Source organism: Streptomyces sp. NPDC055099 (genome assembly GCF_053607685.1).
This window is the reverse complement of the sequence record NZ_JBSGUA010000018.1, coordinates 103007-126403: the sequence shown is the minus strand read 5'-3', so window position 1 is coordinate 126403 and position 23397 is coordinate 103007. Positions and strand designations below refer to the sequence as shown.

The 23397-nt window shown below is 67.0% G+C and carries 24 protein-coding genes and 3 pseudogenes; 21 read left to right on the top strand and 6 right to left on the bottom strand.

Annotated features, from left to right (window positions below; all coding sequences use genetic code 11):
- Positions 1-16: 16 nt before the first annotated feature.
- From ACWFRU_RS35090 to ACWFRU_RS35035, 12 genes and pseudogenes are all read left to right on the top strand, one after another.
- Positions 17-820 carry a hypothetical protein gene (locus tag ACWFRU_RS35090; protein WP_453692135.1) on the top strand — a complete coding sequence of 268 codons (804 nt, stop codon included), beginning with the start codon at positions 17-19 and terminating at the stop codon, positions 818-820.
- 12 nt (positions 821-832) lie between these two features.
- Positions 833-2377, top strand: a complete 1545-nt coding sequence (locus ACWFRU_RS35085) for a B12-binding domain-containing radical SAM protein (protein ID WP_453692134.1) — start codon at positions 833-835, stop codon at positions 2375-2377.
- Positions 2374-3027, top strand: a complete 654-nt coding sequence (tmk, locus tag ACWFRU_RS35080; protein ID WP_453692133.1) for a dTMP kinase — start codon at positions 2374-2376, stop codon at positions 3025-3027. Before ACWFRU_RS35085 ends, tmk begins: the two co-directional genes overlap by 4 nt.
- Positions 3024-3467, top strand: a complete 444-nt coding sequence (locus tag ACWFRU_RS35075) for an NUDIX hydrolase (protein WP_453692132.1) — start codon at positions 3024-3026, stop codon at positions 3465-3467. Before tmk ends, ACWFRU_RS35075 begins: the two co-directional genes overlap by 4 nt.
- A gap of 265 nt (positions 3468-3732) precedes the next feature.
- Positions 3733-4164: a DUF7878 domain-containing protein gene (locus ACWFRU_RS35070; RefSeq protein WP_453692131.1), complete on the top strand. Its 432-nt coding sequence runs from the start codon at positions 3733-3735 to the stop codon at positions 4162-4164.
- Positions 4165-4233: 69 nt separating this feature from the next.
- Positions 4234-4329: pseudogene (locus ACWFRU_RS35065) on the top strand (IS5/IS1182 family transposase); the annotation flags it as partial.
- A 142-nt stretch (positions 4330-4471) separates the two neighbouring features.
- Positions 4472-4970: pseudogene (locus tag ACWFRU_RS35060) on the top strand (IS5 family transposase); the annotation flags it as partial.
- Positions 4971-5491: 521 nt separating this feature from the next.
- Entirely contained in the window at positions 5492-6691 is a 1200-nt protein-coding gene (locus ACWFRU_RS35055; RefSeq protein ID WP_453692130.1) for an ATP-binding protein, read from the top strand.
- Positions 6688-7086: a roadblock/LC7 domain-containing protein gene (locus tag ACWFRU_RS35050; protein WP_190086119.1), complete on the top strand. Its 399-nt coding sequence runs from the start codon at positions 6688-6690 to the stop codon at positions 7084-7086. Before ACWFRU_RS35055 ends, ACWFRU_RS35050 begins: the two co-directional genes overlap by 4 nt.
- Positions 7083-7472: a DUF742 domain-containing protein gene (locus tag ACWFRU_RS35045; RefSeq protein WP_453692129.1), complete on the top strand. Its 390-nt coding sequence runs from the start codon at positions 7083-7085 to the stop codon at positions 7470-7472. Before ACWFRU_RS35050 ends, ACWFRU_RS35045 begins: the two co-directional genes overlap by 4 nt.
- A complete protein-coding gene (locus ACWFRU_RS35040; RefSeq protein ID WP_453692128.1) occupies positions 7447-8052 on the top strand; it encodes a GTP-binding protein in 606 nt (201 codons plus the stop codon). Before ACWFRU_RS35045 ends, ACWFRU_RS35040 begins: the two co-directional genes overlap by 26 nt.
- Positions 8049-9407, top strand: a complete 1359-nt coding sequence (locus ACWFRU_RS35035) for a cytochrome P450 (protein WP_453692127.1) — start codon at positions 8049-8051, stop codon at positions 9405-9407. The genes ACWFRU_RS35040 and ACWFRU_RS35035 overlap by 4 nt, the downstream gene beginning before the upstream one ends.
- 33 nt (positions 9408-9440) lie before the next feature.
- Here the strand turns inward: ACWFRU_RS35035 and ACWFRU_RS35030 are convergent, their stop codons facing one another.
- Positions 9441-10724 carry an RNA-guided endonuclease InsQ/TnpB family protein gene (locus tag ACWFRU_RS35030; RefSeq protein WP_453692126.1) on the bottom strand — a complete coding sequence of 428 codons (1284 nt, stop codon included), beginning with the start codon at positions 10722-10724 and terminating at the stop codon, positions 9441-9443.
- Between the two features lie 22 nt (positions 10725-10746).
- Between ACWFRU_RS35030 and tnpA the strand changes: the two are divergent.
- The 4 genes and pseudogenes from tnpA to ACWFRU_RS35010 all read left to right on the top strand — a co-directional run bounded on the left by tnpA (position 10747) and on the right by ACWFRU_RS35010 (position 14719).
- Positions 10747-11132: pseudogene (tnpA, locus tag ACWFRU_RS35025) on the top strand (IS200/IS605 family transposase).
- 453 nt (positions 11133-11585) lie between these two features.
- Entirely contained in the window at positions 11586-12842 is a 1257-nt protein-coding gene (locus ACWFRU_RS35020) for a tryptophan dimethylallyltransferase family protein (RefSeq protein ID WP_453692125.1), read from the top strand.
- Positions 12815-14188: a tryptophanase gene (locus tag ACWFRU_RS35015; protein ID WP_363213267.1), complete on the top strand. Its 1374-nt coding sequence runs from the start codon at positions 12815-12817 to the stop codon at positions 14186-14188. The genes ACWFRU_RS35020 and ACWFRU_RS35015 overlap by 28 nt, the downstream gene beginning before the upstream one ends.
- Positions 14189-14437: 249 nt before the next feature.
- Complete coding sequence (locus ACWFRU_RS35010; RefSeq protein ID WP_453692124.1) at positions 14438-14719, top strand: hypothetical protein; 282 nt, start codon at positions 14438-14440, stop codon at positions 14717-14719.
- Positions 14720-15214: 495 nt separating this feature from the next.
- On the opposite strand, the gene ACWFRU_RS35005 is transcribed toward ACWFRU_RS35010, so the two are convergent.
- The 3 genes from ACWFRU_RS35005 to ACWFRU_RS34995 all read right to left on the bottom strand — a co-directional run bounded on the left by ACWFRU_RS35005 (position 15215) and on the right by ACWFRU_RS34995 (position 16520).
- Positions 15215-15592: a toxin Doc gene (locus tag ACWFRU_RS35005; protein WP_453692123.1), complete on the bottom strand. Its 378-nt coding sequence runs from the start codon at positions 15590-15592 to the stop codon at positions 15215-15217.
- Between the two features lie 3 nt (positions 15593-15595).
- The gene (locus ACWFRU_RS35000; RefSeq protein ID WP_453692122.1) at positions 15596-15832 is read right to left on the bottom strand and encodes a hypothetical protein; all 237 of its coding nucleotides are present in this window, start codon (positions 15830-15832) and stop codon (positions 15596-15598) included.
- A 238-nt stretch (positions 15833-16070) separates the two neighbouring features.
- Positions 16071-16520: an SgcJ/EcaC family oxidoreductase gene (locus ACWFRU_RS34995; protein WP_453692121.1), complete on the bottom strand. Its 450-nt coding sequence runs from the start codon at positions 16518-16520 to the stop codon at positions 16071-16073.
- A gap of 91 nt (positions 16521-16611) precedes the next feature.
- Between ACWFRU_RS34995 and ACWFRU_RS34990 the strand changes: the two genes are divergently transcribed.
- Positions 16612-17112 (top strand): MarR family winged helix-turn-helix transcriptional regulator, encoded by a 501-nt coding sequence (locus tag ACWFRU_RS34990; protein ID WP_453692120.1) that lies wholly within the window; start codon positions 16612-16614, stop codon positions 17110-17112.
- Between the two features lie 509 nt (positions 17113-17621).
- Complete coding sequence (locus ACWFRU_RS34985) at positions 17622-18182, top strand: hypothetical protein (RefSeq protein ID WP_453692119.1); 561 nt, start codon at positions 17622-17624, stop codon at positions 18180-18182.
- A 248-nt stretch (positions 18183-18430) separates the two neighbouring features.
- Here the strand turns inward: ACWFRU_RS34985 and ACWFRU_RS34980 are convergent, their stop codons facing one another.
- Entirely contained in the window at positions 18431-18835 is a 405-nt protein-coding gene (locus tag ACWFRU_RS34980) for a hypothetical protein (protein WP_453692118.1), read from the bottom strand.
- A 376-nt stretch (positions 18836-19211) separates the two neighbouring features.
- Between ACWFRU_RS34980 and ACWFRU_RS34975 the strand changes: the two genes are divergently transcribed.
- From ACWFRU_RS34975 to ACWFRU_RS34965, 3 genes are all read left to right on the top strand, one after another.
- Positions 19212-19796, top strand: coding sequence for a dihydrofolate reductase family protein (locus ACWFRU_RS34975; protein WP_453692117.1), 585 nt, complete (start codon positions 19212-19214; stop codon positions 19794-19796).
- Complete coding sequence (locus ACWFRU_RS34970; protein ID WP_453692116.1) at positions 19793-20275, top strand: VOC family protein; 483 nt, start codon at positions 19793-19795, stop codon at positions 20273-20275. The genes ACWFRU_RS34975 and ACWFRU_RS34970 overlap by 4 nt, the downstream gene beginning before the upstream one ends.
- Before the next feature lie 62 nt (positions 20276-20337).
- A complete protein-coding gene (locus tag ACWFRU_RS34965) occupies positions 20338-21579 on the top strand; it encodes an IS256 family transposase (protein ID WP_453692115.1) in 1242 nt (413 codons plus the stop codon).
- Positions 21580-22375: 796 nt separating this feature from the next.
- Here ACWFRU_RS34965 and ACWFRU_RS34960 read toward each other — a convergent pair.
- On the bottom strand, positions 22376-22837 hold the full coding sequence (locus ACWFRU_RS34960; RefSeq protein WP_453692114.1) for a hypothetical protein: 462 nt from the start codon (positions 22835-22837) through the stop codon (positions 22376-22378).
- Positions 22838-23397: the final 560 nt, after the last annotated feature.

Here is a 23397-nt window from a genome sequence, read left to right as displayed (position 1 = left end):
ACACGAGGAGCACTTCATGACCGGCATTCTGACGACTGATCACCCCGCCTGGATCGAGACCGGAAGCGGGGGCCGCGCTCGCGCCGTACGTACCACGTCCGGGGTCTGGGTCCTGTCGTGGGACCGCGAGGGCCTGCACATGGCTTGCGTGCACGGAACGGAGGACGACAAGCCGAGAGTCGTCACCACCGACCCCGCGCGTCTGCCCGGTGCCACCCCCGCCGCGCTCAAGTCCGGCCTCCACGAGTTGGGGCCGACACGGCGTCTGGCCAACCCGTGGTTGTGGGACGCGATCACGACCGCCATCCTGCGGCAGGTCGTGCGCGCCGGGCAGGCCCGCAAGCTGTACCGGACGTGGTGCAAGACGTACGGCACCACGCTCGATACCCCGCACGGCGAACTTGCCCTGGCCCCCACCGCGGAACAGGTCCTGGCGCTCGCCGACAACCAGTTCGCCGACGTGGGCACCAAGTTCCACCGCTCCGTCCTCCAGGCCGCTGCGTCCCATCACGAGCGGTACTTCTGGCACTGGCAGCGGATGACGGCCGGCGACCTGGTGGCCGCGCTGACCAGCGTGCCGCGCATCGGGCCGTGGACCGCAGCCGCTGCGGCGGCCGACTACACCGGCGACTTCAGCATCTACCCGCACGACGACCTCGCCGTACGTACCTGGGCCGCGCAGATCGCACCCGACCACGCCTGGCCCGACAAGAAGGACAAGGCCTTTGGCCCGATGTGGACCGCCATGGCCGGAGACGACAGCACCGCCCTGCACACTCTGACCCTCTCCACCCTCACCTGGGGCTCACGCGCCCCATGACCAGGAGGATCAATGTCCCAGCTACCGCTGATCTCGGGCGCCGATCCAACCCGCTCCCTCGACGCGCTGTTCGTCAACGCGCCGCTGCGCGACTACGACCAACGACCGCGCACCAACGACTACACCCTGCCGGTCCTGGGCATGGCCTACATCGCCACCTACGCGCAGCAGGCCGGCTTCAACGTCGGTGTCCTGGACGCCGAAGCCCACGGGCTCGGCATCACCGAGACGGCAAAGATCGTCAACGCCGCGGAGCCGCGGTGGGCGGCCATGAACCTCCTGGCCCCCACCTACGAGATGTCCGCGCGTATCGCGGCCCGGCTCGACCCGGCCATCGCGCTGATGGTCGGCGGCCACAACGCCAAGGCCATGCCGGACCGTGTCCTGGCCGATCCGCGCATGGCCAACCTGCGGGCACTGGTGCTTGGTGAAGGGGAGCTGCGGGTCACCGCCCTCCTCGCGGACGAGCAAAACCGCCGCGAACTGCCCGGCGTGGTGTGGCGGGACCGGCTGCTGGGTACACGGGCGGCTGGCCTAATGGTCGACCAGGAGCACAGGGCCCGGATGCTCGGCCCCGACATCAACGCCCTGCCCTACGTCAACCGCGCCTTCCTCCCCCAAGACCCCTACCGTGCCGCTCCCACCCAGACGGACCGGCGTCTGGCCCTGCGCCGCAGCACCGTGCACCTGCAAAACGCGGCCGACACCGGGCACATGGAGGCGAACATCGTCGGGTCCAGGGGCTGCCCCTACAACTGCACCTTCTGCGGCGCAGCGGTCAGCGCCAATCCCGATGTCCTGATCCGCGTCCGCGATCCGGAGAACATCATCGGGGAACTCCACATGCTCCACGACGAGTACGGAGTGACGGCCTTCCGGTTCGTCGACGACCTGTTCCTCGGCGTCGGCCGGGTCATCGAGGAGCAGATGCAGGCCTTCACCCGCCATCAGATCGGCGAGCGGTATGTGTGGGATGCCACCGGCCGCATCAACGTCCTGGACCGGGTATCCGACCGTGAGCTGGACCGCCTGGTCACCAACGGCCTTCGCGAGGTCGCCCTGGGGATCGAGTCCGGCAGTGACCGCATGCTCCAGGCCATGGACAAACGCATCAACGCCGAGATGACTGAGCGCGTCACCCGCCGTCTGGTCCAGCACGGCATCGACGTGAAGGGCTACTTCATCCTCGGATACCCCGGCGAGAGCCACGACGACATCCAGGCGACCGTCCGCCACATCCGCAACCTGTGGCACATCGCAGACGCCAGCCCCGGCAACGTCCGCGTCAGCTCATTCGAGTTCCGCCCCTACCCCGGAACCCCCGTGTGGCAGACCCTTACCGCGGCGGGCCACGATCCCGACACGCTCCTCGCGTACGGCGACGTCGACCTGACCGACGACGGGGCCGAGGAGTCGATGCGTCAACGCGACGAGTTCAACTTCTCCGTCGGCATCCAGTTCGGTGACGTCCCTCTCGACGAAGTCCGCTCCATCCTGGCCACCATCACCCGCGAGCAGCACGAGCGCAGTCAGGCGCCCGCGGAGGACGCGGCGTGACGCGGCGACGCGGCCTGTTCATCACCCTCGACGGACCCAGCGGCGTCGGTAAATCGACCGTCATCAAGGCCCTGCACCAGGAGCTGACCAGGCGCGGCATTGCTGTACGCAAGACGGCGGAGCCCTCCACCAGCACGCTCGGTGCTTTCACCCGCCACAACGCCGACACCATCCACGGATACGCCCTGGCCTGCCTGGTCACCGCGGACCGCTACGCGCACATTGAGCAGGAGATCAGCCCCGGGCTCGACGCCGGCGACGCGGTCCTCTGTGACCGCTACGTCGCCTCAACGCTGGTCTTGCAGCAGCTCGACGGCGTGCCGCTGCACTTTCTGCTCGACCTGAACGCGGACATCCTGATGCCCGATCTCGCGGTGATCCTGACCGCGTCGCCGGGTCTGATCACCGAGCGGATAGCCCGGCGCGGAGTCCGCCACCGCTTCCACCTGGACCCCACCATGCCCAGCCGCGAAGTCGACCTCTACGCCCAGACCGCGCAGACCCTCACCGACGCGAACGTGAAGGTTCTGGCCATCGACAGCACTCACGCCACCCCGCCCCAGATCGCAACCACCATCGCCGACGCCCTCCCCCGACTCCCGGTAGCGTCGGCAGTCCCACCGAACCCGCCGGCCCCCCAGGAACCATGAACCCGCAACCCGCCCAACCCGTTATCGACACCCACGTCATCCTCCGCGACGGCGACAAGCTGCTCTTCTCCCAGCGCGGCGGCCCCTACGGCTACGGCCGCTGGCACATGCCCTCAGGCAAACTCGACCGAGGCGAGCCCCTGCGCGCCGGAGCCGCACGCGAACTGCTGGAAGAGACCGGTGTCGAGGTCGACCCCGACCACCTGCGCCTGGTCCACGTCGTGCACCACCAGCAAGACCAGACCGTGGAACGCATCGGATTCTTCTTCCTCGCCACCCGGTGGCACGGGGAGCCGGTCAACCGGGAACCGGCCAAATGCCTGGACCTTGCATGGTTCAGCGTCCACGAGCTGCCCCACGACATCATCGAATACCCCAAGGAAGGACTCCTCGGCTACCTGCAAGAACACGACGACCTGACCGAGCACGGCTGGCCGTAGACACTGCTCACCACAGTACGTACCGGCTCCGGACCCGCAGCGAAAGATAGGGCCGGACCCGCACGCATTGCGCGCCGCGGGTCCGGGGAACACATCTCGCCGGTCAGCTCACGCGCCTTCGTGGCCCCATCCCCGCGGGTGCGGGGAAGATGTCCTGGCCCAAGTCCTACTCGCCCTCGGGGCACCTGGCATGAATTGCTACGGTTATCCGTCTTTGGGTGGCCTGGACGTGTAGCGGGCCTCAGATCGGGTTGGAGGCCGGGCGATGCGGTTCGTCTGCCGGAACTTTGGACGGTCGGACCTGCCGCGGCGCGGTCTTGCCCTGCACGAGGCGCCCTTGGAGGTGCTCCTCCTCGACATTGAGGCAGAGTTGTCCATCTGGGAAGACGGACGTTCGGTGTGGTCCGAGGAAGCGTTCCCTGTGGCTGAACTGGCCTACCACTTGGCGCCCTGGCTCCAGAGCGCGGCTGCCAGCGGGGATGATTTCGAGCTTGACTCGATGCAGGCGGCACCGGGCCTGATCCGCATGGTGGGCTCCGAGGAAGGCTGGCGGGTTGGCTCGGTCTTCTCGCCGGAGTTCCGGACCACACCCGTCTCCTGGGGCGTCCTCGTAGTGGAGATTCGGCAGTTCGTTGCTTCCGTTCGCGAGGGTGTCGCCGTCATGGGTATCGAGCCCGTCTTCATTCCAGAACTCTGAGGTCCAGTTCGGCTTGTCCGAGGTGGGACGATCTCGGCGTGGCTGGTGTGATCATGGCAGCCGTTCTGGATCACCCCGTTCACCGGGCTGAGCCCGCGCTGCGTCGGGAAGTTGCTGACCGCGCTGCGCCGCGAGGGTGTGGGCGCAGTGCGGCGGAGCCATCCCCCTCGTCCGCTGTTCGCTCCGGCGCTGCCCTGCGCGCCAGTCGTGATGGCGACCCGCGGTTGCGAACTTGCGCACGAACCCGACAAGGACATGTTCGTCTTCGCTGCGCTCGAAGAACCAGATCGACTGGAACCGGGCGGTGATCGACTCCTCCCACGTGCGGGCGGCCCGACGGGGCCCCAAAGCAGTCCCAGCCCGGTCGACCGAGCACGGCCGGGCAGCAAGCACCACCTCATCGTCGACGGCCAGGGCATCCCGCTCACAGTGTCCCTGACCGGCGGACACCGCCATGACGTCACGCAGTTGCTGCCCCTACTGGACAAGATTCCGGCGGTGGCGGGCGTAGTCGGCCGCCCGAGGCACAGACCCGATGCCCTCTCGCCGACCGTGCCTACGACCACGACACGTACCGTCGCCTGCTCTGGCAACGCGGCATTCGCCTGGTGATCGCCGAACGAGGCGTCGAACACGGCTCTGGCCTGGGCGTTTTCCGATGGGTTGTGGAACGCACGATCGCCTGGCTGCACGGCTTTCGACGGCTGCGGATCCGCTGGGAGCGACGCGACGACAGCCACGAGGCCCTCCTCGGCCTCGCCACCTGCCTGATCACCCACCGACTCGTCCAACGTCTTTGTTACTGACCTCTAAATCCCAGGCTCACGAGGGCGTCAAGGTCCACCAGGGCGTGGTGACTTGATGTCCCGCTGCGCGCACGCCTGCGTCGACGCCTCGCACTCCCCCAGCCGCGCCCAAATTAGCCATCTTGCGCTGAGCGGACGCCTCTCGTCCGTGCTTCGCCTTGCCGGCCCGTGTGCCGGTGCGGGCATCCGGTCACAAGGTGAGGGCTCTCTGTGCTGCGGAAACTCGGACAGCACACTGCTGGTCGACTCGGCGCGCGGCCGGCTGCTGCGAGTCTCCACGTCGCGCTCACATCTTCTTCACTGAACTAAGCATGACTTTTTCGCCAACGCGGCCACGGCGTGGCGTACTTGACAAAGTGTCATGATCGTTTGGTGTTACGATCTCGGGCACATGCCACGTGGACTTTTTTCCTCGGCTTGGCTACAGCCAGGGGGCTCTCCGGGTGGTGAAGGCTGCCCACGTCGAGAGTCCGCATGGATAGATTCCGAGAGCTGGACTCCAGCCGCTCAAAGAGAGTCACATGACAATTTTGCAGGATCCGACGGTCTGGGCGCTTGCTGCCGGCGTCCCTGTCGCCACCATGGTCGTCGTTCGCCAGCGAAAAACGAATGAGTCGTTGCGCCGTCAGAAGCGGGGACTCGAAAGCGATCTGACCGAACTTCAGGGCAGCCACGCTGACCTCCAATCCACCATCGCAGAGCTCCGCAGGGGCTACGACGAGGTGGTCCGACAGGCAAAGGAAGAGGCGGAGAACGCCACCAATACCGTACTGAAGTCCGCGATGCAGACCCTTCAAGGCCTCGCGGCGGAACAGCAGCGGGCCATCTCCGGGCTGCAGAAGAAGTACGGCGATTCGGCCGTGCTGCGAGATCTGCTGGACGTCGACCACATGAACTCGCAGTTCAACCGGCGTGCACAGTCCATTGCCGTGCTCTGCGGCGGGTGGCTCGGCCGGCAGCGGGATGCGGCATCCATCTACGACGTGATCCGCGCGGCTCAGGGCCGTATCCGGCACTACCAGCGCATCGACATCGCCTCGCGGGTGGACATCGCGGTGACCAGCCGCGCCGTCGAGCCGGTCGCGCTGACGGTGGCCGAACTGCTCGACAACGCCACCAGCTATTCGGCGCCGTCCTCCATGGTCGACGTCGAAGTGCGGACGGTGCCCAAGGGCATGTGCATCGTGATCGACGATGCAGGCGTCGGGATGAGCGAGGAAGAGAAGACGGCCGCCACAGCTCTGCTGTCCAGTGGGTCTGCGGTGAGCGTCTCCGAACTCGGCAATCCTCCCGCGTTCGGTTTCGCGGTGATCGGTGCGCTGTGTGCGCGCTTCGGGTTCACCGTCACCATCGACAGCACTTCTCCCTACGGCGGCGTCCGAGCGGTGGTGATGGTGCCGAAAGAGTTGCTGACCGACATGCCGGAACCCGCGAGGCCCGCCGCAACGCATGGAGCCACCGCGGGCACAGGGGAAAGCGGTTCGGCTCCCGTGACGACAGCGGGCGACCTGCCCCGGCGACAGAACAAGCGCCGCGCCATGGCACTCGTGCCGGACAACCAGCCCGATGAAGCGACTGCGCCGCCGGCCCGGTCGGCGGAGGCACGGGTGGCGGCCATGGGCGCATTTCAGCGCGGCACTCTCAGCGGCCGAAGTGCGGGGGTACCGGCCACTGAACGCGACACTCCTGCCGATACACACGAAGGATTCGATGCCCCGTGAGCGACGACCTGTCCTGGATGCTCGAGGACGCGCTGGCGATTCCCCACGCCCTGCACGCGGTCCTGATCTCTGCTGACGGCCTGCAGATGTCCCGCACCGCGGAGATCGGCCGGGACGACGCCGACAAAGTGGCCGCCGCCGTGAGCGGACTGCAGTCGCTCAGCCGGTCCGTCGGATTCTTCTGCGGTGACGACGGCACGACCTGGCGCCAGACGCTCATCGAGTTCGACGGTGGCTGGGTGTTCCTGAATGCCGCAGGAGGTGGCTCCTACCTCGCCGTGGCAGCGTCCGCCGAGGTCGACATGGGAGACATCACGTATCGGATGCAGCAGCTGGTCAGCCGACTGGGCAAGGCCATGTCGACCGCCCGCCGCACCGACACGGTCACCTCATGACGGATCCGGACCGTACCGAGCCCGAGCTCGTGTCCGAGGCCGGAGAATTAGTTCGGCCCTATGTCATCACCCGTGGGCGTGACCTGCTCGATGAGGGCGCGTTCGCCCTCATCACTCTCGTCACGACATCCACCGATGATCAACAGCGCCCCCAGCGGCTCTCGCCCGAGGAGCAGCAGATCCTGGAGATGTGCTCCAGCGGCTACCTCTCGGTCGCTGAGATCGCCGCCCATTCTCAGCTGCCTCTGGGTGTCGTCAAGGTGCTGCTCAGTTCCCTCGCCGAGGCGGGCTATCTGGTCACTCGTGCGCCGGTGCCCTCGGCTCGTCTCGCCAACAAGGCCTTGCTTCAGGAGGTGCTCGATGGTCTCAAGGCTCTCTCTGTCTGAGGACGCCTACGTGCGCAGCGGTGCACAGCAGACTGCGGTGAAAATCCTGGTCGTCGGGCACTTCGCCGTCGGTAAGACCACTCTGATCGGCTCGCTCTCCGAGATCGCGCCGCTGTCCACCGAGGAGCAGATGACGAGCCTCTCGGAGAGGGTCGACGACCTCAAGGGAGTGCAGGGGAAGACCACGACGACGGTCGCCCTGGACTTCGGTCGCCTGACCCTCAGCGAGCGCATCGTGCTGTATCTGTTCGGGTCACCGGGCCAGCAGCGGTTCGTCAATCTCTGGGACGACATGGCCCGCGGAGCGCTGGGCGCCCTGGTCCTGGTGGACCCCGAGCGGCTGGCCGATAGTTTCGAGGTCATGGATCTGGTCGAGAGCTACGGCCTCGACTTCGCCGTGGCCCTCAACCAGTTCGACGGCGGCGCGGTACACACCCCCGAAGCAGTCCGGGAGGCGCTCGACCTGCTGCCCGACACCCCGGTCGTCACCATCGACGCGCGCGACAAAGCGTCGTCCGTCAACGCCCTGATCACCATGGTCCGCTATCTGCAAGAGCGCGCCGCCCTGGAGCACGCATGACAACCCCTCCCGTACCTCCGCCCGGCTGCCCCGCACACGGCAGTGGGCAGCGCATATCCCTTGACACCCCGGAGTTCGCCGCCAACCCGCACGCGTACTACCGTTACATGCACCAGTTGGGCCCCACAGCGCCGGTCACCATCGCGCCCGGTGTGGAGGCGACCCTGGTGACCGACTACCACGCGGCTCTTGAGCTGTTGCAGGATCCCACTACCTTCCGCAAGGACGCGCGCCGCTGGCGTGCGCTGAACGAGGGCCTCATCCGCCCCGACAGCCCGGTCCTGCCGTTGCTGGCCTACCGGCCGAACTGCATGTTCACTGACGGCGCCGAGCACGTGCGGCTGCGGCAGGCCATCACCGAGAGCTTCGCCCGCGTCAGCAACAGCCGGCTGAGCCGCATCGTCAACCAGGCCGCCCAGTTCCTCATCAACCAGTTCAGCGCTCGCGGCAGTGCCGACCTTCTCAGGGACTACGCACAACAGCTTCCCCTGTACGTCTTCAACGAACTTTTCGGCTGCCCGGCGGAGATCGGCGACCGGGTCCTGTTCGGCATCTCCGGCATGTTCGACGGCGTCAATGCCGAGCAGGCCAGCCAGGTCCTGCTCCAGGCGGTGGGCGAGCTGGTGGCACTCAAGCGCGTCCATCCCGGGGAGGACATCACGTCCTACCTGATGCAGCACCCGGCACAGCTGACCGACGAGGAACTGGCGCACACGCTGGTGCTGCTCCTCGGCGCGGGCGGCGAACCGGAAGGCAACCTCATCGGCAACGCCTTCTACACGATGCTGACCGTTGAGGAGTACGCGCGCAACGGGCAGTTCGACAAGGCCCTGGATGACACCCTGTGGCGCAATGCGCCGATGTCCAACTACGCGCCGCACTACCCGGTCTCCGACACAGACGTGGCCGGCGACAAGGTCCGCGCCGGTGAGCTGGTCCTGGTGTCCTTCGGTGCCGCCAATACGGCGCTCGCGGACCAGGGGGCCGACACCCGCGGTCACCTGGCCTGGAGCGCAGGCCCGCACGCCTGCCCGTCCAAGGAACCGGCCAGGCTCATCGCCCTGGTTGGCCTGGAGGCTTTGTTCAATGCGCTGCCGGACGTTGAACTCGCGGTCCCCGCGGACAGCCTCGCCTGGCGGCCCGGCCCCTTCAACCGAGCTCTGGCCAGCCTGCCCGTCCGCTTCGGTGCGGTCACCCCGCGTCCCGCGGTCGCGCCTGAGCCGACGGCCGTGTCCCCTGGTCACCAGGCGCCTCCTCCCCTGGCGCCGGCGCCCGCGGCCGCGCCCGCGGAGGCGCAGGCCACCGGCAAGCCGGCGCGCTGGAGCAGCTTCGTGAGGTGGCTGACGGGCCATTGACCATTCTCGCCCCCATAATGAGGGCGATTCCCTTCAGCTCGCGTGAGCGGGCTGAAGGGCTTCACGCCTCCGCCTCCGGCCGGTGGCCGGGACTTGCACCGTGGTGGTGCTGCGCGTGCCGTTGATTACCGTGCCACCGGTCCGGCGGGCACGGGCCTCGATCTCCAGCGAGGCGTTGTGGTCGGCATCGTCCTCGTGTCCACAGCGGACACAGGCGAACAGCCGTCCGCATCCCTTGCGGGATTCGGGATCGACCTCGCCGCAGGCGGCGCAGGTCTGGGAGGTGTGGAACGGCGGTACAACCCGAAGTTCTGAGCCGTACAAGCAGGCCTTGTATTCGAGCTGGCGCCGTCGTTCGCCGGGGGTGTTGTCCAGGATCGACCCGTTGAGTCCGGCCTTCTGGCGGACGTTGGTGCCCGGCTTCTCGACGGCGCCCTTGGCCGATGCCGTCATGTTCTTCACACGCAGGTCCTCGATACCGCACCAGCCTTGGTTTTTGGCGAGGTCGGTGGTGAGCTGATGCGTGAAGTTCTGACGGCGGTTGGCCTGCCGGGTTGTCAGTTTCGCGATCTGTGCGATCGTGCGGCGGAGTCGGTTTCCGTATCTCCCGTTGTTGTGTTTCTTGGCGTAGGTGATCTGCCGGGACTTCTTGCGCTCAAGGTGCTTGAGGCGGGCCTTCTCATTCTTCTTCAGGGACGGCGGCATGAGGCGCGGCGCAGACTCGGTGGAGACGTACGCGGACGCGGCGACGCCGAAGTCCACACCGCAGCCGGGCTTGCCGTTCGGCGGCGCGGGCTTGGCCCCGGTGTGGACGCCGAAGGAGATGTGCCAGCCGTTGCCGTCCCGCGAGATGGTGACGTTGCGGATCGTCCCGCCGATGGCCCGGGACAGCCGGAACCGGAGCCATCCCAGCTTCGGGATGCGTACCTCGGCCCACTTGCGGTTTAGTTTGTGGACCTCGACGGCCTGCCCAGGGAACGGGATCGACAGACGGTGCCCGCGCTTCTTCTGGGACGGGAACTTCGCCGGGTGCTCCGGGTTCCAGAAGTTGTCGTACGCGGTGTCGAGATGGCGCAGGATCTGCTGTCCGGCCTGCGCGGGAAGGTCTCCCATCCAATCCATGTCGGCACGGGCGGCGGTCAGGTGCCTGCACTGCTCAGCGGCGCGCAGGGTGTACCGGCGCTGCTCCCATAGGTACACGCGCTGTTTCAGCGCCACATTCCACAGGGCACGCCCGGTGTGCCCCCACCCGGTCAGGGTCGACTCCTGCCCTTCGGTGGGGTACGCACGGTACTTGCGCCCCATGTCCGCCTTCACCTGTCTATCGTACCGTTGTTTTATGGCCGATATGCCTGAGATCCGCACAGGCAGGCACTGCGCGTTCGTGTTGCAGCCCACTTGGTTTTCGTGACGGAGTACCGGCACACGGTGTTCACCGACCGGCACCTGGTCCGCATGGAAGAAATCATGCGCGAGGTCTGCGCCGACTTCGAAACCGGGCTGGTGGAGTTCAACGGCGAGAACAACCACGTCCCCCTCCTCTTGAACTTCCCGCCCAAGGTGGCCGTCTCCAAGCTGGTCAACTCGCTGAAGGGCGTACCCTCCCGCAGACTCCGCCAGGAGTTCCCCGATCTGGTCCGGCACTATTACCGGGCCAACAAGCTGTGGTCGGTCTCCCACTTCGCCGGGTCGGCGGGCGAAGCACCGCTGAGCATCGTGAAGTAGTACATCGAGCAGCAAAATCGTCCGCTGTGACCTACGGGTTAGAGCACTTCTCAAAATCGCTTCACCCCGCCCTAAGGGACGGAGCCGTGCGATTAGTTCTGGTAGCCGGTGCACCGCCTGTGATGCAGGCGACACGGGCAGTTGTTGTAGCCCGCATGAAAGATCAACTGCTGGGGTAGGACAGCGCGGAGTGTCTGGAGTGACACAAGATGAAGGAGAGGCAGTGAACCTCGCAACCTCCGCGCCCCGTTCCGCAGGCAACCGGCCGGGCCAGCGGCGCACCACCTCCAGCAGCAGGAACTCGTGCGGGTGCGACGACCCCGAAAAGGCGCAGGGCCGAATACCCGTGGCTTACGACGGATCGGCCCTCGTCTGCCGCCTCGTTGGCGCAGCACGTCCCCCTGCCTCCGCGCCGTACACAGGCTTCTTGCGCCGTGCCGTGCGAGGGACGCGATGATGTCCCTGCCGGAGGCGGGCATACCGGCAGACGAACTCGGTAAGGCCACGCTCGGCGATCACGTGCTGGGTCAACTACAGCGCCTGGGCGCCGCGGTGGGCCTGAGCGAGGCGGACACCGCGCTGTACGGACAGGTCCTGCTCGACTCCCTCGCGGACTCCGTCCGGCGACCGTTGTCTCTGCCCCCGGCATCGCCCAGCTTCCTCTCCGACGACCACACCCCCGTCGAGTTCTCCCTGGCCTGCACGTCGGACGCCGCCCCGGCACTGCGGGTGCTCGTGGAGCCCGGATGGACCCACGAGGACATGGGCGACAGCGGGCGCGCCGGACTCGAGGCCATCCGCGCGATGGCCGCCCGCTGGAACTTTTCCACCCATCAACTCGACGCCCTGCACGACTTGTTCTTCCCCGCTACGGCCCAGGGGCCGCTGTCACTGTGGTATGCGCTCGATCTGCGCGCGGGAGGGGTCCCCGGCGTCAAGGTCTATCTGAACCCCTCCGCCGCCGGACCCGAGCACGCTGCACACACCGTGCAAGAGGCGTTACGCCGGCTTGGCTACGACAAGGCCTTCGCGCAGCTTCCCCCCGCGGCGGGCTATCCGTTCCTCGCACTGGACCTGGGCTCCTGGGAGTCACCTCGCGTCAAGGTCTACGTGCAGCACCCGCATATGTCGGCCGACGACGCCTGCGCGCTCAGCCATGCCTCCGGGGCTGCAGCGCCAGACATCCGCCACTTCTTCCACGCGGCCGCCGGACCCCTCCCGCCATCCGGGCAGCAAGGGGACGGTACGCCGCGCCTGCTGGGGCGGTCCGCGCTCACCTGCCATTCCTTCACCGAAGGCGACAGCGACCCCAGCGGCTTCACGCTCCACATCCCCGTCCGTGACTACGTGCGCGACGACGAGGAGGCCCTCGACCGGGCAACCGCCCTGCTGACCCGGTTCGGCATGGATCCCACGGTCCTGCGCCGGAGCCTGCGCGCTCTGACACAGCGACAGCTCACCGACGGTGTGGGGCTGATCGCCTACCTCGCTCTGGTGTACGAGCGAAACCGGCAGCCCCGCATCACGGCCTATCTGTCCTCTGAGGCCTATCTGACCAGGGCGCCGACAGAGCAGTACGCGCAAGTCGGCCTGTTAGCTGCACAACGCACCCACAGCGCTCTGAACTCCGGTCGCAAGGCCGCCGATCCTGCCATCCCGCACACCGCACCAAAGGAAGTCCCGTGGAACCGTATCGCATCAAAGTTGTAGAACCGATCGCGTTCACCACCCGAGCGGAGCGCGAGGCCGCGCTGAAGCGGGTCGCCTACAACCCCTTCGATCTGCGTGCCGACGAGGTCACCATCGACCTGCTGAGCGACTCGGGGACCGGTGCCATCTCCGCGGACCAGCTCGCCGCGGGCATGCACGGCGACGAGTCCTACGCCGGCAGCCGCAGCTACTACCGGTGGCACGAGGTCGTCTCCGAACTCACCGGATATCCCCACATCCTGCCGACACACCAGGGCCGCGCAGCCGAGCGCATCCTGTTCTCCGCCCTGCTCAAGCCCGGCACGAGCGTGCTGTCCAACACCCACTTCGACACCACCCGCGCCAACGTCGAACTCACCGGCTGCCAGGCCTACGACTTGCCCTGCGCCGAGGCGAAGGACCTCGACAGCGATTACCCGTTCAAGGGCAACATCGACCTGATCGCCCTTGAGCAGGCGTTGGAGAACGCGCATCAAGCGCCCGTGGCGGCCGTGCTGATGACCATCACCAACAATGGTGGCGGTGGCCAGCCGGTCAGCATGGAAAACCTGTACCGGACCGCCGAACTGTGCCGCCGCCACGACGTCCCCCTGATCCTGGATGCCGCGCGTTTCGCGGAAAACGCCTGGCTGGTGATCCAGCGCGAGCCCGGCTACGCCAACCGCACCCCCCGGCAGGTCGCCGAGGAAGCCTTCCGCCTTGCGGACGGCTGCGTCATGAGCGCGAAGAAGGACGGCATCGTCCACATCGGCGGCTTCATCGGTCTCAAGGACCCTGAACTGGCCGAGAAGTGCGCGGGCCTGCTCATCGCCACCGAGGGCTTCACCACCTACGGCGGCCTGGCCGGCCGTGACCTCGACATGATGGCCCGCGGACTTGTGGAAGTCACCGAATCGGCCTACCTCGCCGAACGCGCCGACATAGCCGCCTACCTCGCCGCGCGCATCGGCGAGGCCGGAGTCGACATCGTGGAGCCGGCAGGCCTGCACGCCCTCTACGTCAACGCCGGGCGGCTGTTGCCCCACATCCCCCCGCACCAGTACCCGGGCACCGCACTGGTCTGCGAGCTCTACCGACGCGGAGGCATCCGCTCGGCGGAGCTGGGCAGCCTGTACCTCGGGGAAGAGGACGAACAAGGCAACTCCATCAAGACCGCACCTTATGAACTCGTGCGGCTGGCACTCCCCCGTCGGGTCTACACCCGCAGCCACTACGACCATGTCGCCGCCACCCTGGCCGACATAGCCAAAAACCCCGAATCGGTGCACGGCTACCGCATCGTGGGTCAGTCGCCGATCCTTCGCCATTTCAGCATCAAGCTGGAGCCCGTGCAGTCCGGCGGCTGATCTCTACTCGACACGTCGCGTCGCGCAAGAGGGGGGCCGGCAGCGCCGGCTCCCACTTCTTGAGCTCGACTCTGTCGGGGATCTTGGAGTTTCCCGGTGCGGCAGCATGGTCAACGCGCATGCTCGGGACCCCTACCGGTGGATCAGCACGCTGTCCGAAGCCGCCCGGCTGATGAGGGTTGTGGGTGCCGAATAGTGCGGCGGTGCAGTTCAGCACCGCTATCCAACGACAGCGGTCGGTAGTGATCAATGCCCATGCTCCTCCGGCTGGCCTGCATCGCCGTCACTCACGCCTTCACCGCCCTGCGGCTGATTTCGATGAACGACCACGACAAGGACGTCGAGATCCTCGCGTTGCGTCACCAGCTCGCCGTCCTGCACTGTCGGCTCGGCAATCAGCGCCCCGGATTGCAGGCGGCCGACCGCGCCTCCCTGGCCGCTCTCCTCGCCCCGCTGCCACGAACCGCCCTGCCCGGCTACGGCTCATCGTCTCCCCGGACACTGCCCTCCGCCGGCAGCGCGACTTCATGAATAGCCGTCATATCCGCCTCAGCCGCAACCCACGTCCCGGCACAGAGCAGCAGCTGCCGACATAAGAGCGATGATCGTGGAGAGGGACATGCCGCACAGGCTGCCCCGCGCCGTGCCGGCTGCGCCTGAACGGCGCCGATGCCAAAAAGAGCTGGTTCGGCGTGGTCGTGATCGCGGCCGCCACGCCGCCGCCGTCACAGGAGAATTGGGGTGCGCGGATGGCCCGGTTTCACGGCAGACCGGGCCCCACACGGGCCCCGGAAGTTCGTGCACATCCCAAGGGGGGGCGCACGCCGTCACACCGGGACTGCGCCGTAGCCTGCCACGCCGCGCTGATCGGCAGGACCGTTTCGCCGGCTCTCACCAGATCGGGCTCCATCGTGCCCACGTGCGGACCTGACGTCCCGAGGGGAGCGCCGGGCCAGCGGACAGCTCTGGACCGCCGTTGGTTCTCCCGCCCACAGGCTCAACTGCGCGTGTGTCGATCAAAGTTGCCTAGATCCTCCAGGAGCGGATCCGGTCGGCTGCAGTGAGGACGTCCGTTTTGGCCGTCATCAACTGCTGGGTGAGGTCGACGAGTTGTCCGAAGGGGGCGTCCAGGCCCTGTCCGCAGGCGTGCATGTAGGCGAGAGTGGTCGCGCAAGCGAAGCGGACGTTGTAGGAGGGCAGAGGCCGCAGCAGGGCCAGGGTCTGCAGGAGCGCCGCGGCACGCCAGGACGGATCGGGGTCGCAGCCCAGGCGGGGCGGATCTACGCGGTGGCGGGCTACGGCCGCAACAAGCGCGGAGAAGTCACAGACCATCGGTTGGTCGGGCAGGGCCGCTTCGTGCTGGGCCAGCAGCCCGGGCACGTCGATGTGCAGGACAGGTGCCATGGGTCAGGCAGCCCGTCCCCTCGCGCTGGGGGCAGGTCCGTCGTCGATGCCGGCGGCCTCGATGGCGGCGGCCAGGTCTGGGTCGCGGAAGGTCGTCTGAAAGACTTCGGCAGCTTCCCGCAACGCCCGATGACGGGTGATCTTGTCTGCGGTGGCCTCACGGACGACGGCCTTCATGGTCGTGCCGCGTTCCTGGGCCAGGGCACGCAGCTCCTCAAGCTCCTGGTCGCTGAATTCCACGTGCGGGCATGTAAGAACGGTACCGCTCCGGTACCGCGGCGTACATCCGTGCAGCTCATAGGACAGGTGCAGAGGTACCTCTGCGCCCGGCCCCATGGCCCTCGTGGGACGACCTGCCGTCCGCAGGCACCCCTTGCGTGGTGACGCTGCGAACTGTCGGTGTGAGCGGACGTAGTGGAGGAGTGCGGTGTGAGGGTGCGGGCGCCTGCTCATGGAGGGCCTTTTGCGGCTTCACCGGTCACTTCTGGGAGGCCGGGACAAGAGCGGGCGCGGCCTTGAAGGAGATCGCTTCCATCAGCGGCTTGCGCTTGGTGTTGTGGAAGGCCGCGATGCGCCACTGGCCGTCCGACTCCCGGACCAGGGTGTAGGTCTGGACCTTGGTCAGTTTCTTTGGCCTGCTGCCCTTGTAGCTGTCGCCGCGACCGGTGATCACGGCGGTGTCCGGACCGCAGAAGCGGATGTCCAGGATCTCGTCGGCGAGCTGTGTGCCCTTGAGGAATCTGGCAAACAGCGTGCGGTGGCTGTCGATGATGTCGCGGCGGCCCTGGTAGTACGTACCGACGAAGGTGACGTAGGTGGCGTCCTGCGTGAACTGCGCACCATAGGTGTCGGCGTCGTGGCGTCGCCAGGCGTCGACGAGTGAGGCGATCACCGTGGTGACGGCATGCCGGTCGTCCGTGGTGGTCATGGAATCCTCCAGGTAGCTACACTGATGCAGATACTGCATGCAGACATTATCTGCACGCGTGCAACTATTTACGCAAGGGGCATCCAGGGACATGGCAGACCCGACGCCGGCAGATGAGCACCTGGTCTTCCGCCAGTACCTCGACGCTGTGGGACTCCACGCCATGGCCGGAGCGGAAGCGGTGGGGCTCGGCGCCTCCGAGTGGTATGCGCTCAGCCAGATCGCTTTGGAAGGCACGCTCACCTCGGGAGAACTGGCCGCACGTACCGGTCTCACCACCGGGGCGACCACTCGCCTCATCGACCGCCTGGAGCGAGCCGGATTCGTCCGCCGGGCTACCGATCCGAATGATCGACGCAAGGTCATCGTCGAGCCGGTGGCCGACTCCCTCGCCCAGATCGAAAAGGTGGTGGGGCCTGCCAGGCGCCAGATCGCCGAGGTTCTCCGTCGCTACACACCAGACGAACGCGCCGTTCTCTTCGACTACTTCGACCACGCCGCCCCTGCTTTCCGTGCGGCCACCCAGGAGATCCGGGACGCAGCAGCACACAGCCGTCAGCGCAAGCCAGGCGCGGCGGCCCGCCGCTCGTGAGGGCAGAGCGGGCCGCCGTCAGAGGACCTTCCCAGAAGTGCCCGTCCGGCTCGTACCCCACAGCAGGGACCGACCCTGACCCCACCACCCGAGGACCACGAGAGGGGCGCGGCGACGTCGGTTCCGGGACCGCCGTGGACGAAGCAGGACCAGAAGCCGACGGTCGCATGGCGGGCAGGCGGCTGGCCCGGCCGGAGCACTCGTTTCGTATGCAGTCGGTGAGGTCGTTGCCGTAGATGATGATGTCGTTCTGGTGGACGGCCAGTACGGGGTGGCCGCATTCGCCCGCCGTGCCCGGCAGGCAGCGGTGGCTGTAGAGGGGGACGCTCGGGTGATCGGCGCAGCTCCCGCTGCTGGGCGGCCGCGCTGCCGTTACGAGGGACGGGGACGGCACACTCGGCGTGCTGTTCATCCTGTGCGGGCTGCCGGGGTGCGGCTGCCGGCGCTGGACCGGGGGCTGTTTTGATATGTGCTCGTGATCCGGCGGAGGGCTTGGCAGACTGCGTGCGGTGAGCAACTCCTATGCGCAGGCCGTGCTGAGGACGCCGGATGTCACCGAGGCACTGCGGGTCGTTGGGCGGCTGCTCGCCCTGGCCGACACCGCGGACCTCGAAGTCGACTTCGAGGCGCGGGTCTCCACGATGTGCGAGCTGGAGCGGTTGAGCAAGGTCCTGCCGGATGCAGACTGGTGGCCCTACGGGGCCGGCAGGCACGGCTCTGGGCGCCCCGGCGACCGGGCGTCGCAGTGCCTGCCGGTCTTCATGCGCCAATGGTGCATGGCCCCGGACTCGGTGGAGGCGTTCGTGGCTGCGGCAGCAAGCATTCCGGCCATGGTGCGCTGGGATTTTCGCGGTTGGCCTGAGGCCCCGGAGGTCGGCCTTGGTTGCGGGGGCACCCGAGGCGCTTATGTGACGGTGTGTGTGAATGCCCGCGACCTCGACCTTGAGGAGCCCGCTCCGGACCACACGGTGTACGTCCACGTGACGCAGGTCGAAGCGCGGCGGGCAGCCTGGCTGGCCGGGCAGGTCGGCCTGCAAACGATCGGCGCATTGCAGATGGCGCCCCTGTGAGCCTGCCCGAACGCACCGCTGTACAGGGTCACTTTGGTCTTGTCGGACGGGTGCTGGACAGGCCTGCCCCGAGCACTTAACCGCGTGCGATGGCTGACGATTTGCTGTACGCGGCCTTACTGCGCCGCAGGCAAGAGGGGCGGAACGGCGCCGTGCAGAGCGCTGGGAGGCGTTCGCCACAGCGCACCGGGAGCGACGCGGGGCCAACCCTCGGGAGGGTTGGCCCTGCGTCGCTTATCCCGCCGGCTTCACAACGGCATGTCGATGCGATGAGTGCTTTGCTGTTTGCCGCACGTCAGGCAAAGAGTGAGGGTGAGCGAACCGGCTTCGGGTGCCGGCCCTGGCTGCAGCGAGATGGAGCCTTCGGTGAACCGGCCGTGGGGGTCGGTACCGAACGTCCCGCCCCCGTCCGTGTACTCCCTGCCAAGATCGTCTTTCGCTTCCAGCGACAAGTAGATCGGCGGCCCGGCCTGCGTCATCGAACCGTCGGGCTCATCCGCCCACCTCTCGGGAAGCGCGGGCGTGATGCGGTAGAAGAGTTCGATTCTCTCGGAGGTCCACGTCAGGCGCCGTACCTCCAGTTCGTGGTGGCCGCCCAGGACAGCGAACGTGCTGCCTGCAACGTCGCCGCTCTTGCGCTTACCTTTGCCCATGCCTGCCCCCTGCCGTGCCCCGAAGCCTACGGCTCATCCCGACCCCTTGGGCGGCACCTGACAGGTGAGGTAACGCGTGGCGCCCGCTCGCGGGTTGCTGTGACCAAGAGTTCCTGCTCGAGCAGCGGGTGGACGATCACCGGCGCGGTGCCCGCCAGTCCCCGGGGTGCGGCGCGAAGCGAGCACGGAACACAGCCCCGGCGTCAGCCGCCGCCCTTGGACCAGGGCTCATCGCCGAAAAGGCCCGGCAGCAGGGCCGGCGGGGCGTGCCGATGAGTTTCCCGGTTGCCGGAAGTCTTCTCTGTGACATTCCCGCCCCGTCGGCGGATCAGCAAACGCCGGATCCCGGTGTCGTGGAGGAGAGAGGGAGGCCAGGATGAACAATCCGATTCGGCTGTACATGTCGATGTCGCTCGACGGCTATATCGCCGGCCCGGACGATCGGCCGGGCCAGGAGCTGGGGCGCGCCGGTGGACGGCTCTTCAACTGGCTCGACGACCGGGAGTCCGACGGTCCGAGCGGCCAGGTCTACCGCGAAGCGCTGGCGACCGGCGCGGTGATCTCTGGCCGCCGGACCTTCGAACTCGCCGGGCGCTGGCAGGGCGACCACCACGACGGCGTGCCGATCTTCGTACTCACCCACCAGGCAGATGATGGGGACGTGCCACCCGGCCACGCGCGTTTCGTCACCGATGTCGAGGAGTGCGCCCGTCAGGCTCGCGCGGCCGCAGGGGACCGGCCGGTCATGGTCCATGGGGCGGGCGCGGCCCAAGCACTTCTGCGAGCCGGGCAGGTGGACGAGATGGAGATCCACCTGGTTCCGGTCCTCCTCGGGGACGGCCGACGGCTGTTCGACCACCTGGGTGGCGATCACATCGAACTCGACCTCGTCCGACGGCTCGAGGACCGAGACGTTACGCATCTCCGCTACCGGGTGCATCGACCCGAGGTGGCCGCGTGAAGACGCTCTTCGTCTCCTACCGCGTCACCGACCTGGACCGCTCGCTCGGTTTCTACACCGTCTTGGGTTACGTCGAATTGGGCAGGGTCGAGGCCGGCGACGGGGCTCGCCTTGTGATCCTCAAATTCTCCGACGAACCGGCGGCCTCGCTCGAACTGGTCCACCGCCCCGGCGGCGGACCAGTCGACGTGGGCAGCGGTTTCGACCACCTCGCGATCCAGGTGGAAACGCTCGCCACCACCCTGGAGTCGCTCACCAATGCCGGCCTGAGGCCCGAACCCCTCCAGCGCCCGGGCGGCCGAAACGGCCCGAAAACGTCGTGGCTCACGGACCCGGATGGTTACCGGATCGAGTTGGTGGAGTGGCCGTCCGGACATGCCGACGGATGGTGTCCCACCGAGTGGTGTAGGCGGGCAGGGCGTTGGAACGCGCGGTTGTCTGCTCGGGGCGTGCGCCTGCTGACGGCGACTGCTCCCTGAACAGAGGCGGGCCATCGCGCAAGTCTCCCTGGTAAACGGCCAGTTCAACCGAGGAGGACGCGATGGCCCTGTCCCAGTCTGGCCTGATGCGGCTGCTGGAGTCACTACGTACGGCCGATGGAGTCGAGTCGATCAGGGCGCTGTGTGAGCGCATTCTGCAGGAACTCATCGAGGCCGAGGCAACCGAAGCAATCGGGGCCGCCCCGCGCGAGCACACGAGCGAACGCACCACCTGGCGCAACGGGCACCGCGACCGGCTACTGACATCGCAGGCCGGCGACCTGGACCTGAAGATCCCCAAAGTGCGGACCGGGTCGTTCTTTCCCTCCCTGCTGGAGCGCCGGCGCCGGATCGACCGGGCCCTGTTCGCGGTGGTGATGGAGGCATACGTGCACGATGTCTCGACGCGTTCGGTCGATGACCTGGTCAAGGCGCTGGGTGCGGACTCCGGAATCTCGAAATCCGAAGTCTCCAGGATCTGCGGCGAACTCGATGAGGAATTGATCGCGTTCAGGGAACGGCCGCTGGATCACACCGTGTTCCCCTATGTGTTCCTGGACGCGACCTACTGCAAGGCCCGGGTGAATCACCGGATCGTGTCTCAGGCGGTGGTCATCGCGACCGGGATTTCTGCCGGAGGTCACCGCGAGATCCTGGGGCTGATAGTCGGCGACAGCGAGTCGAAGCCGTTCTGGACGAGGTTCCTGCGCAGCCTGCGGGCCCGTGGCCTGGACCATGTCCAGCTGGTGATCTCCGATTCCCACAGTGGTCTGGTGGCCGCGATCCGCACCGTGTTCCTCGGATCGGCCTGGCAGAGGTGCCGGGTGCATTTCGTCCGAGACGTCTTCTCGGTGATCGAGAAGGGCTCGGCAGAGATGGTCGCGGCGACCATCCGCACGATCTTCGCGCAGACCACCGCCGAGCAGGTCCGCAGCCAGCTGGACGTCGTGGCGGACATGCTCGGACGGCAGTTCCCGCAGGTCAAGTCCATGCTGCTCGAGGCAGCCGGCGACATCACGGCCTTCGCAGACTTCCCGCCGGCGCACTGGAAGAAGATCTGGAGCACCAATCCGCTGGAGCGGCTGAACCGGGAGATCAAACGCCGGGCCGACGTGGTTCAGGTCTTCCCCAACCCGGACGCCCTGGACCGGCTCGCCGCCGCGGTCCTGGCCGAACTCCACGACGAGTGGCAAGCCTTCGACCACCGCTACCTCTCCGAAGGCTCCATGGCCGAACTCTTCACAGACAAGACCACCCCGCAGCGGCAGACCCCCGCAAAACCGGAACCACACGAGCTCGACTGAGTACACCACTCGGCGGGACGCCATCTGCCGACGGCATCACCGCAGCAGACTTCGCCTGAGGCGGCCACGGCCTGAGGAGTGACGAAGCTCCCCCTCGGTGCGACCGCGGCGTAACACGAGGCAGCATCCCACCCCCATCCACAGGTCTTGGCGATGACTAGCCACCTCCCCGTTCATCACCGTTCTGACGTGCTGGATTTGGTCGATCGCTATGGTCGCCACATGGATTTCTTCGACCCGCCCCACGGCGCGAGAGTCACCCTGTCCGGAGGTGGAGCGTCGGCACTCGCAGGGAGCAATCATTTCCTCGCTCGACGCCTGAGTCGCGGAAGGGGGTAGCGACGTACCGCCCGAAGGCAGATTCACTTCGAGCCGCGCCTGACCGAGCGGCTCACGCGAATGCGATATACGCCCCACCAGGCAACAAGCAGGCCGGGCTGATCGTTCGCTGGTGGATCAGGCCGGGGCCCCTCGCGTCGCCGGATCAGCCTGCCAGATGGCACGTGGCGAACAGGCCGGCCATGGCCGGGCACGCACTGAACGCAATGCGGGCCCGGAGCAGAGGTCCCACCCCGGGCCCGCGTGCACCACACGTTCGACAACCTGCATGCCGCCGTGCGGCCACATCCGGCCAATGGTGCCTGGGGAGACACCATGGCTGAGCTCTGCACGTCAGTGCGACGAAGACCGCAGACAGCCCAGATGCCAGACGCCCATCCGTTAGCCACGGCGGACTACAAGCGCTCGACGGTCTTGGCCATCGGCTTATGGCATGTCTGCCTCAGGCTCAGCTTCTTTATCGATTCGCGGTGTCCTGCACCTTCCAATCGCTACACAAGCGGTCGTACTTGCCGACGTCACAGAACTGCACCTGCAACCACTTGACGTCGACTGTGGAGTGCTGGGCGTTGGACTTCACCGTTCCTTTACCGCCCGTGGCGCTGATGAACTTCTTCTCCGCCCAGTGCCATGCGCCCTGGTCATGCCACCAGTAACTTACGTACACGCCGGGGTAGCGGCCGTCGGCCTTGGTGTCTTTGGCCGAACCTGTGATGCTCACGCGGTAGTAGTCGTCCCACGTGATCGTGGCGTAGGCGGAATGACCATCGCTGACGTTGTAGGTGTACCGACCGTGTTTGTACTTGATGTACCCGGGATCCCAGTTATCTGCGGCCCACGCCTGAGGGGATAGGCCAAGAATCAGGCCCAAGCTGGCAAGGCCGGTACCGAGGATGGTGGTCGTGCGTTTGATACTCACGCGTTCTCCCCGTTTCTCCGCACCGGAGAGCGGCTGATGGCCCTTCTCCGGGTGAGCCACTCCAGCGGTGCACTGCAGTTGAGGTGCCTGCCACTTGTCGTAGCAGTTGCAGGTCTGCGGAGACCTTGTGATTCAGGAACGTACGATCCACCGCATACGATCCGCGTCCCACCCGGGGTTGAATCGCCGTGCAAACCAGCGCGGTAGAGCCGCGCAGTTCTGTAACTTCCGCGGTACTGCGAAAGTTTGACGCTCATCCGCGAGGGCGGGTTCATGCAGCTGCGCTGGATCCGCCTGCTCGGGTGAGCAGACCGCACTACCGGCCTTGTGCAGTGGCACCCCTGGTCACGGGCGGCGTCACCAAAGGGGCCATTCTGGAGGCGATGGTGAACGGGGAGCGCGATCCTGACCCGCTCGCCGACCTCGCCGTGGGCAAGACCAGAGCCAAGATCCCCGCACTGATCGAAGCCTTGCCCGATCCTGACCTGGCCTGGTTCGCCCCTCCGTTCCCCTCCAGCGGCAAGCGATCAGCCCGACGATCTGTTGAGTGCCTCGAGTGC

Bases quoted from the DNA above. Each gene is read 5' to 3' on its own strand.
- ACWFRU_RS35090 (WP_453692135.1), top strand. From the start codon at position 17: ATGACCGGCATTCTGACGACTGATCACCCCGCCTGGATCGAGACCGGA.
- ACWFRU_RS35085 (WP_453692134.1), top strand. From the start codon at position 833: ATGTCCCAGCTACCGCTGATCTCGGGCGCCGATCCAACCCGCTCCCTC.
- ACWFRU_RS35075 (WP_453692132.1), top strand. From the start codon at position 3,024: ATGAACCCGCAACCCGCCCAACCCGTTATCGACACCCACGTCATCCTC.
- ACWFRU_RS35070 (WP_453692131.1), top strand. From the start codon at position 3,733: ATGCGGTTCGTCTGCCGGAACTTTGGACGGTCGGACCTGCCGCGGCGC.
- ACWFRU_RS35055 (WP_453692130.1), top strand. From the start codon at position 5,492: ATGACAATTTTGCAGGATCCGACGGTCTGGGCGCTTGCTGCCGGCGTC.
- ACWFRU_RS35045 (WP_453692129.1), top strand. From the start codon at position 7,083: ATGACGGATCCGGACCGTACCGAGCCCGAGCTCGTGTCCGAGGCCGGA.
- ACWFRU_RS35040 (WP_453692128.1), top strand. From the start codon at position 7,447: ATGGTCTCAAGGCTCTCTCTGTCTGAGGACGCCTACGTGCGCAGCGGT.
- ACWFRU_RS35035 (WP_453692127.1), top strand. From the start codon at position 8,049: ATGACAACCCCTCCCGTACCTCCGCCCGGCTGCCCCGCACACGGCAGT.
- ACWFRU_RS35020 (WP_453692125.1), top strand. From the start codon at position 11,586: ATGATGTCCCTGCCGGAGGCGGGCATACCGGCAGACGAACTCGGTAAG.
- ACWFRU_RS35010 (WP_453692124.1), top strand. From the start codon at position 14,438: ATGCCCATGCTCCTCCGGCTGGCCTGCATCGCCGTCACTCACGCCTTC.
- ACWFRU_RS35005 (WP_453692123.1), bottom strand. From the start codon at position 15,592: ATGGCACCTGTCCTGCACATCGACGTGCCCGGGCTGCTGGCCCAGCAC.
- ACWFRU_RS34995 (WP_453692121.1), bottom strand. From the start codon at position 16,520: ATGACCACCACGGACGACCGGCATGCCGTCACCACGGTGATCGCCTCA.
- ACWFRU_RS34990 (WP_453692120.1), top strand. From the start codon at position 16,612: ATGGCAGACCCGACGCCGGCAGATGAGCACCTGGTCTTCCGCCAGTAC.
- ACWFRU_RS34980 (WP_453692118.1), bottom strand. From the start codon at position 18,835: ATGGGCAAAGGTAAGCGCAAGAGCGGCGACGTTGCAGGCAGCACGTTC.
- ACWFRU_RS34975 (WP_453692117.1), top strand. From the start codon at position 19,212: ATGAACAATCCGATTCGGCTGTACATGTCGATGTCGCTCGACGGCTAT.
- ACWFRU_RS34965 (WP_453692115.1), top strand. From the start codon at position 20,338: ATGGCCCTGTCCCAGTCTGGCCTGATGCGGCTGCTGGAGTCACTACGT.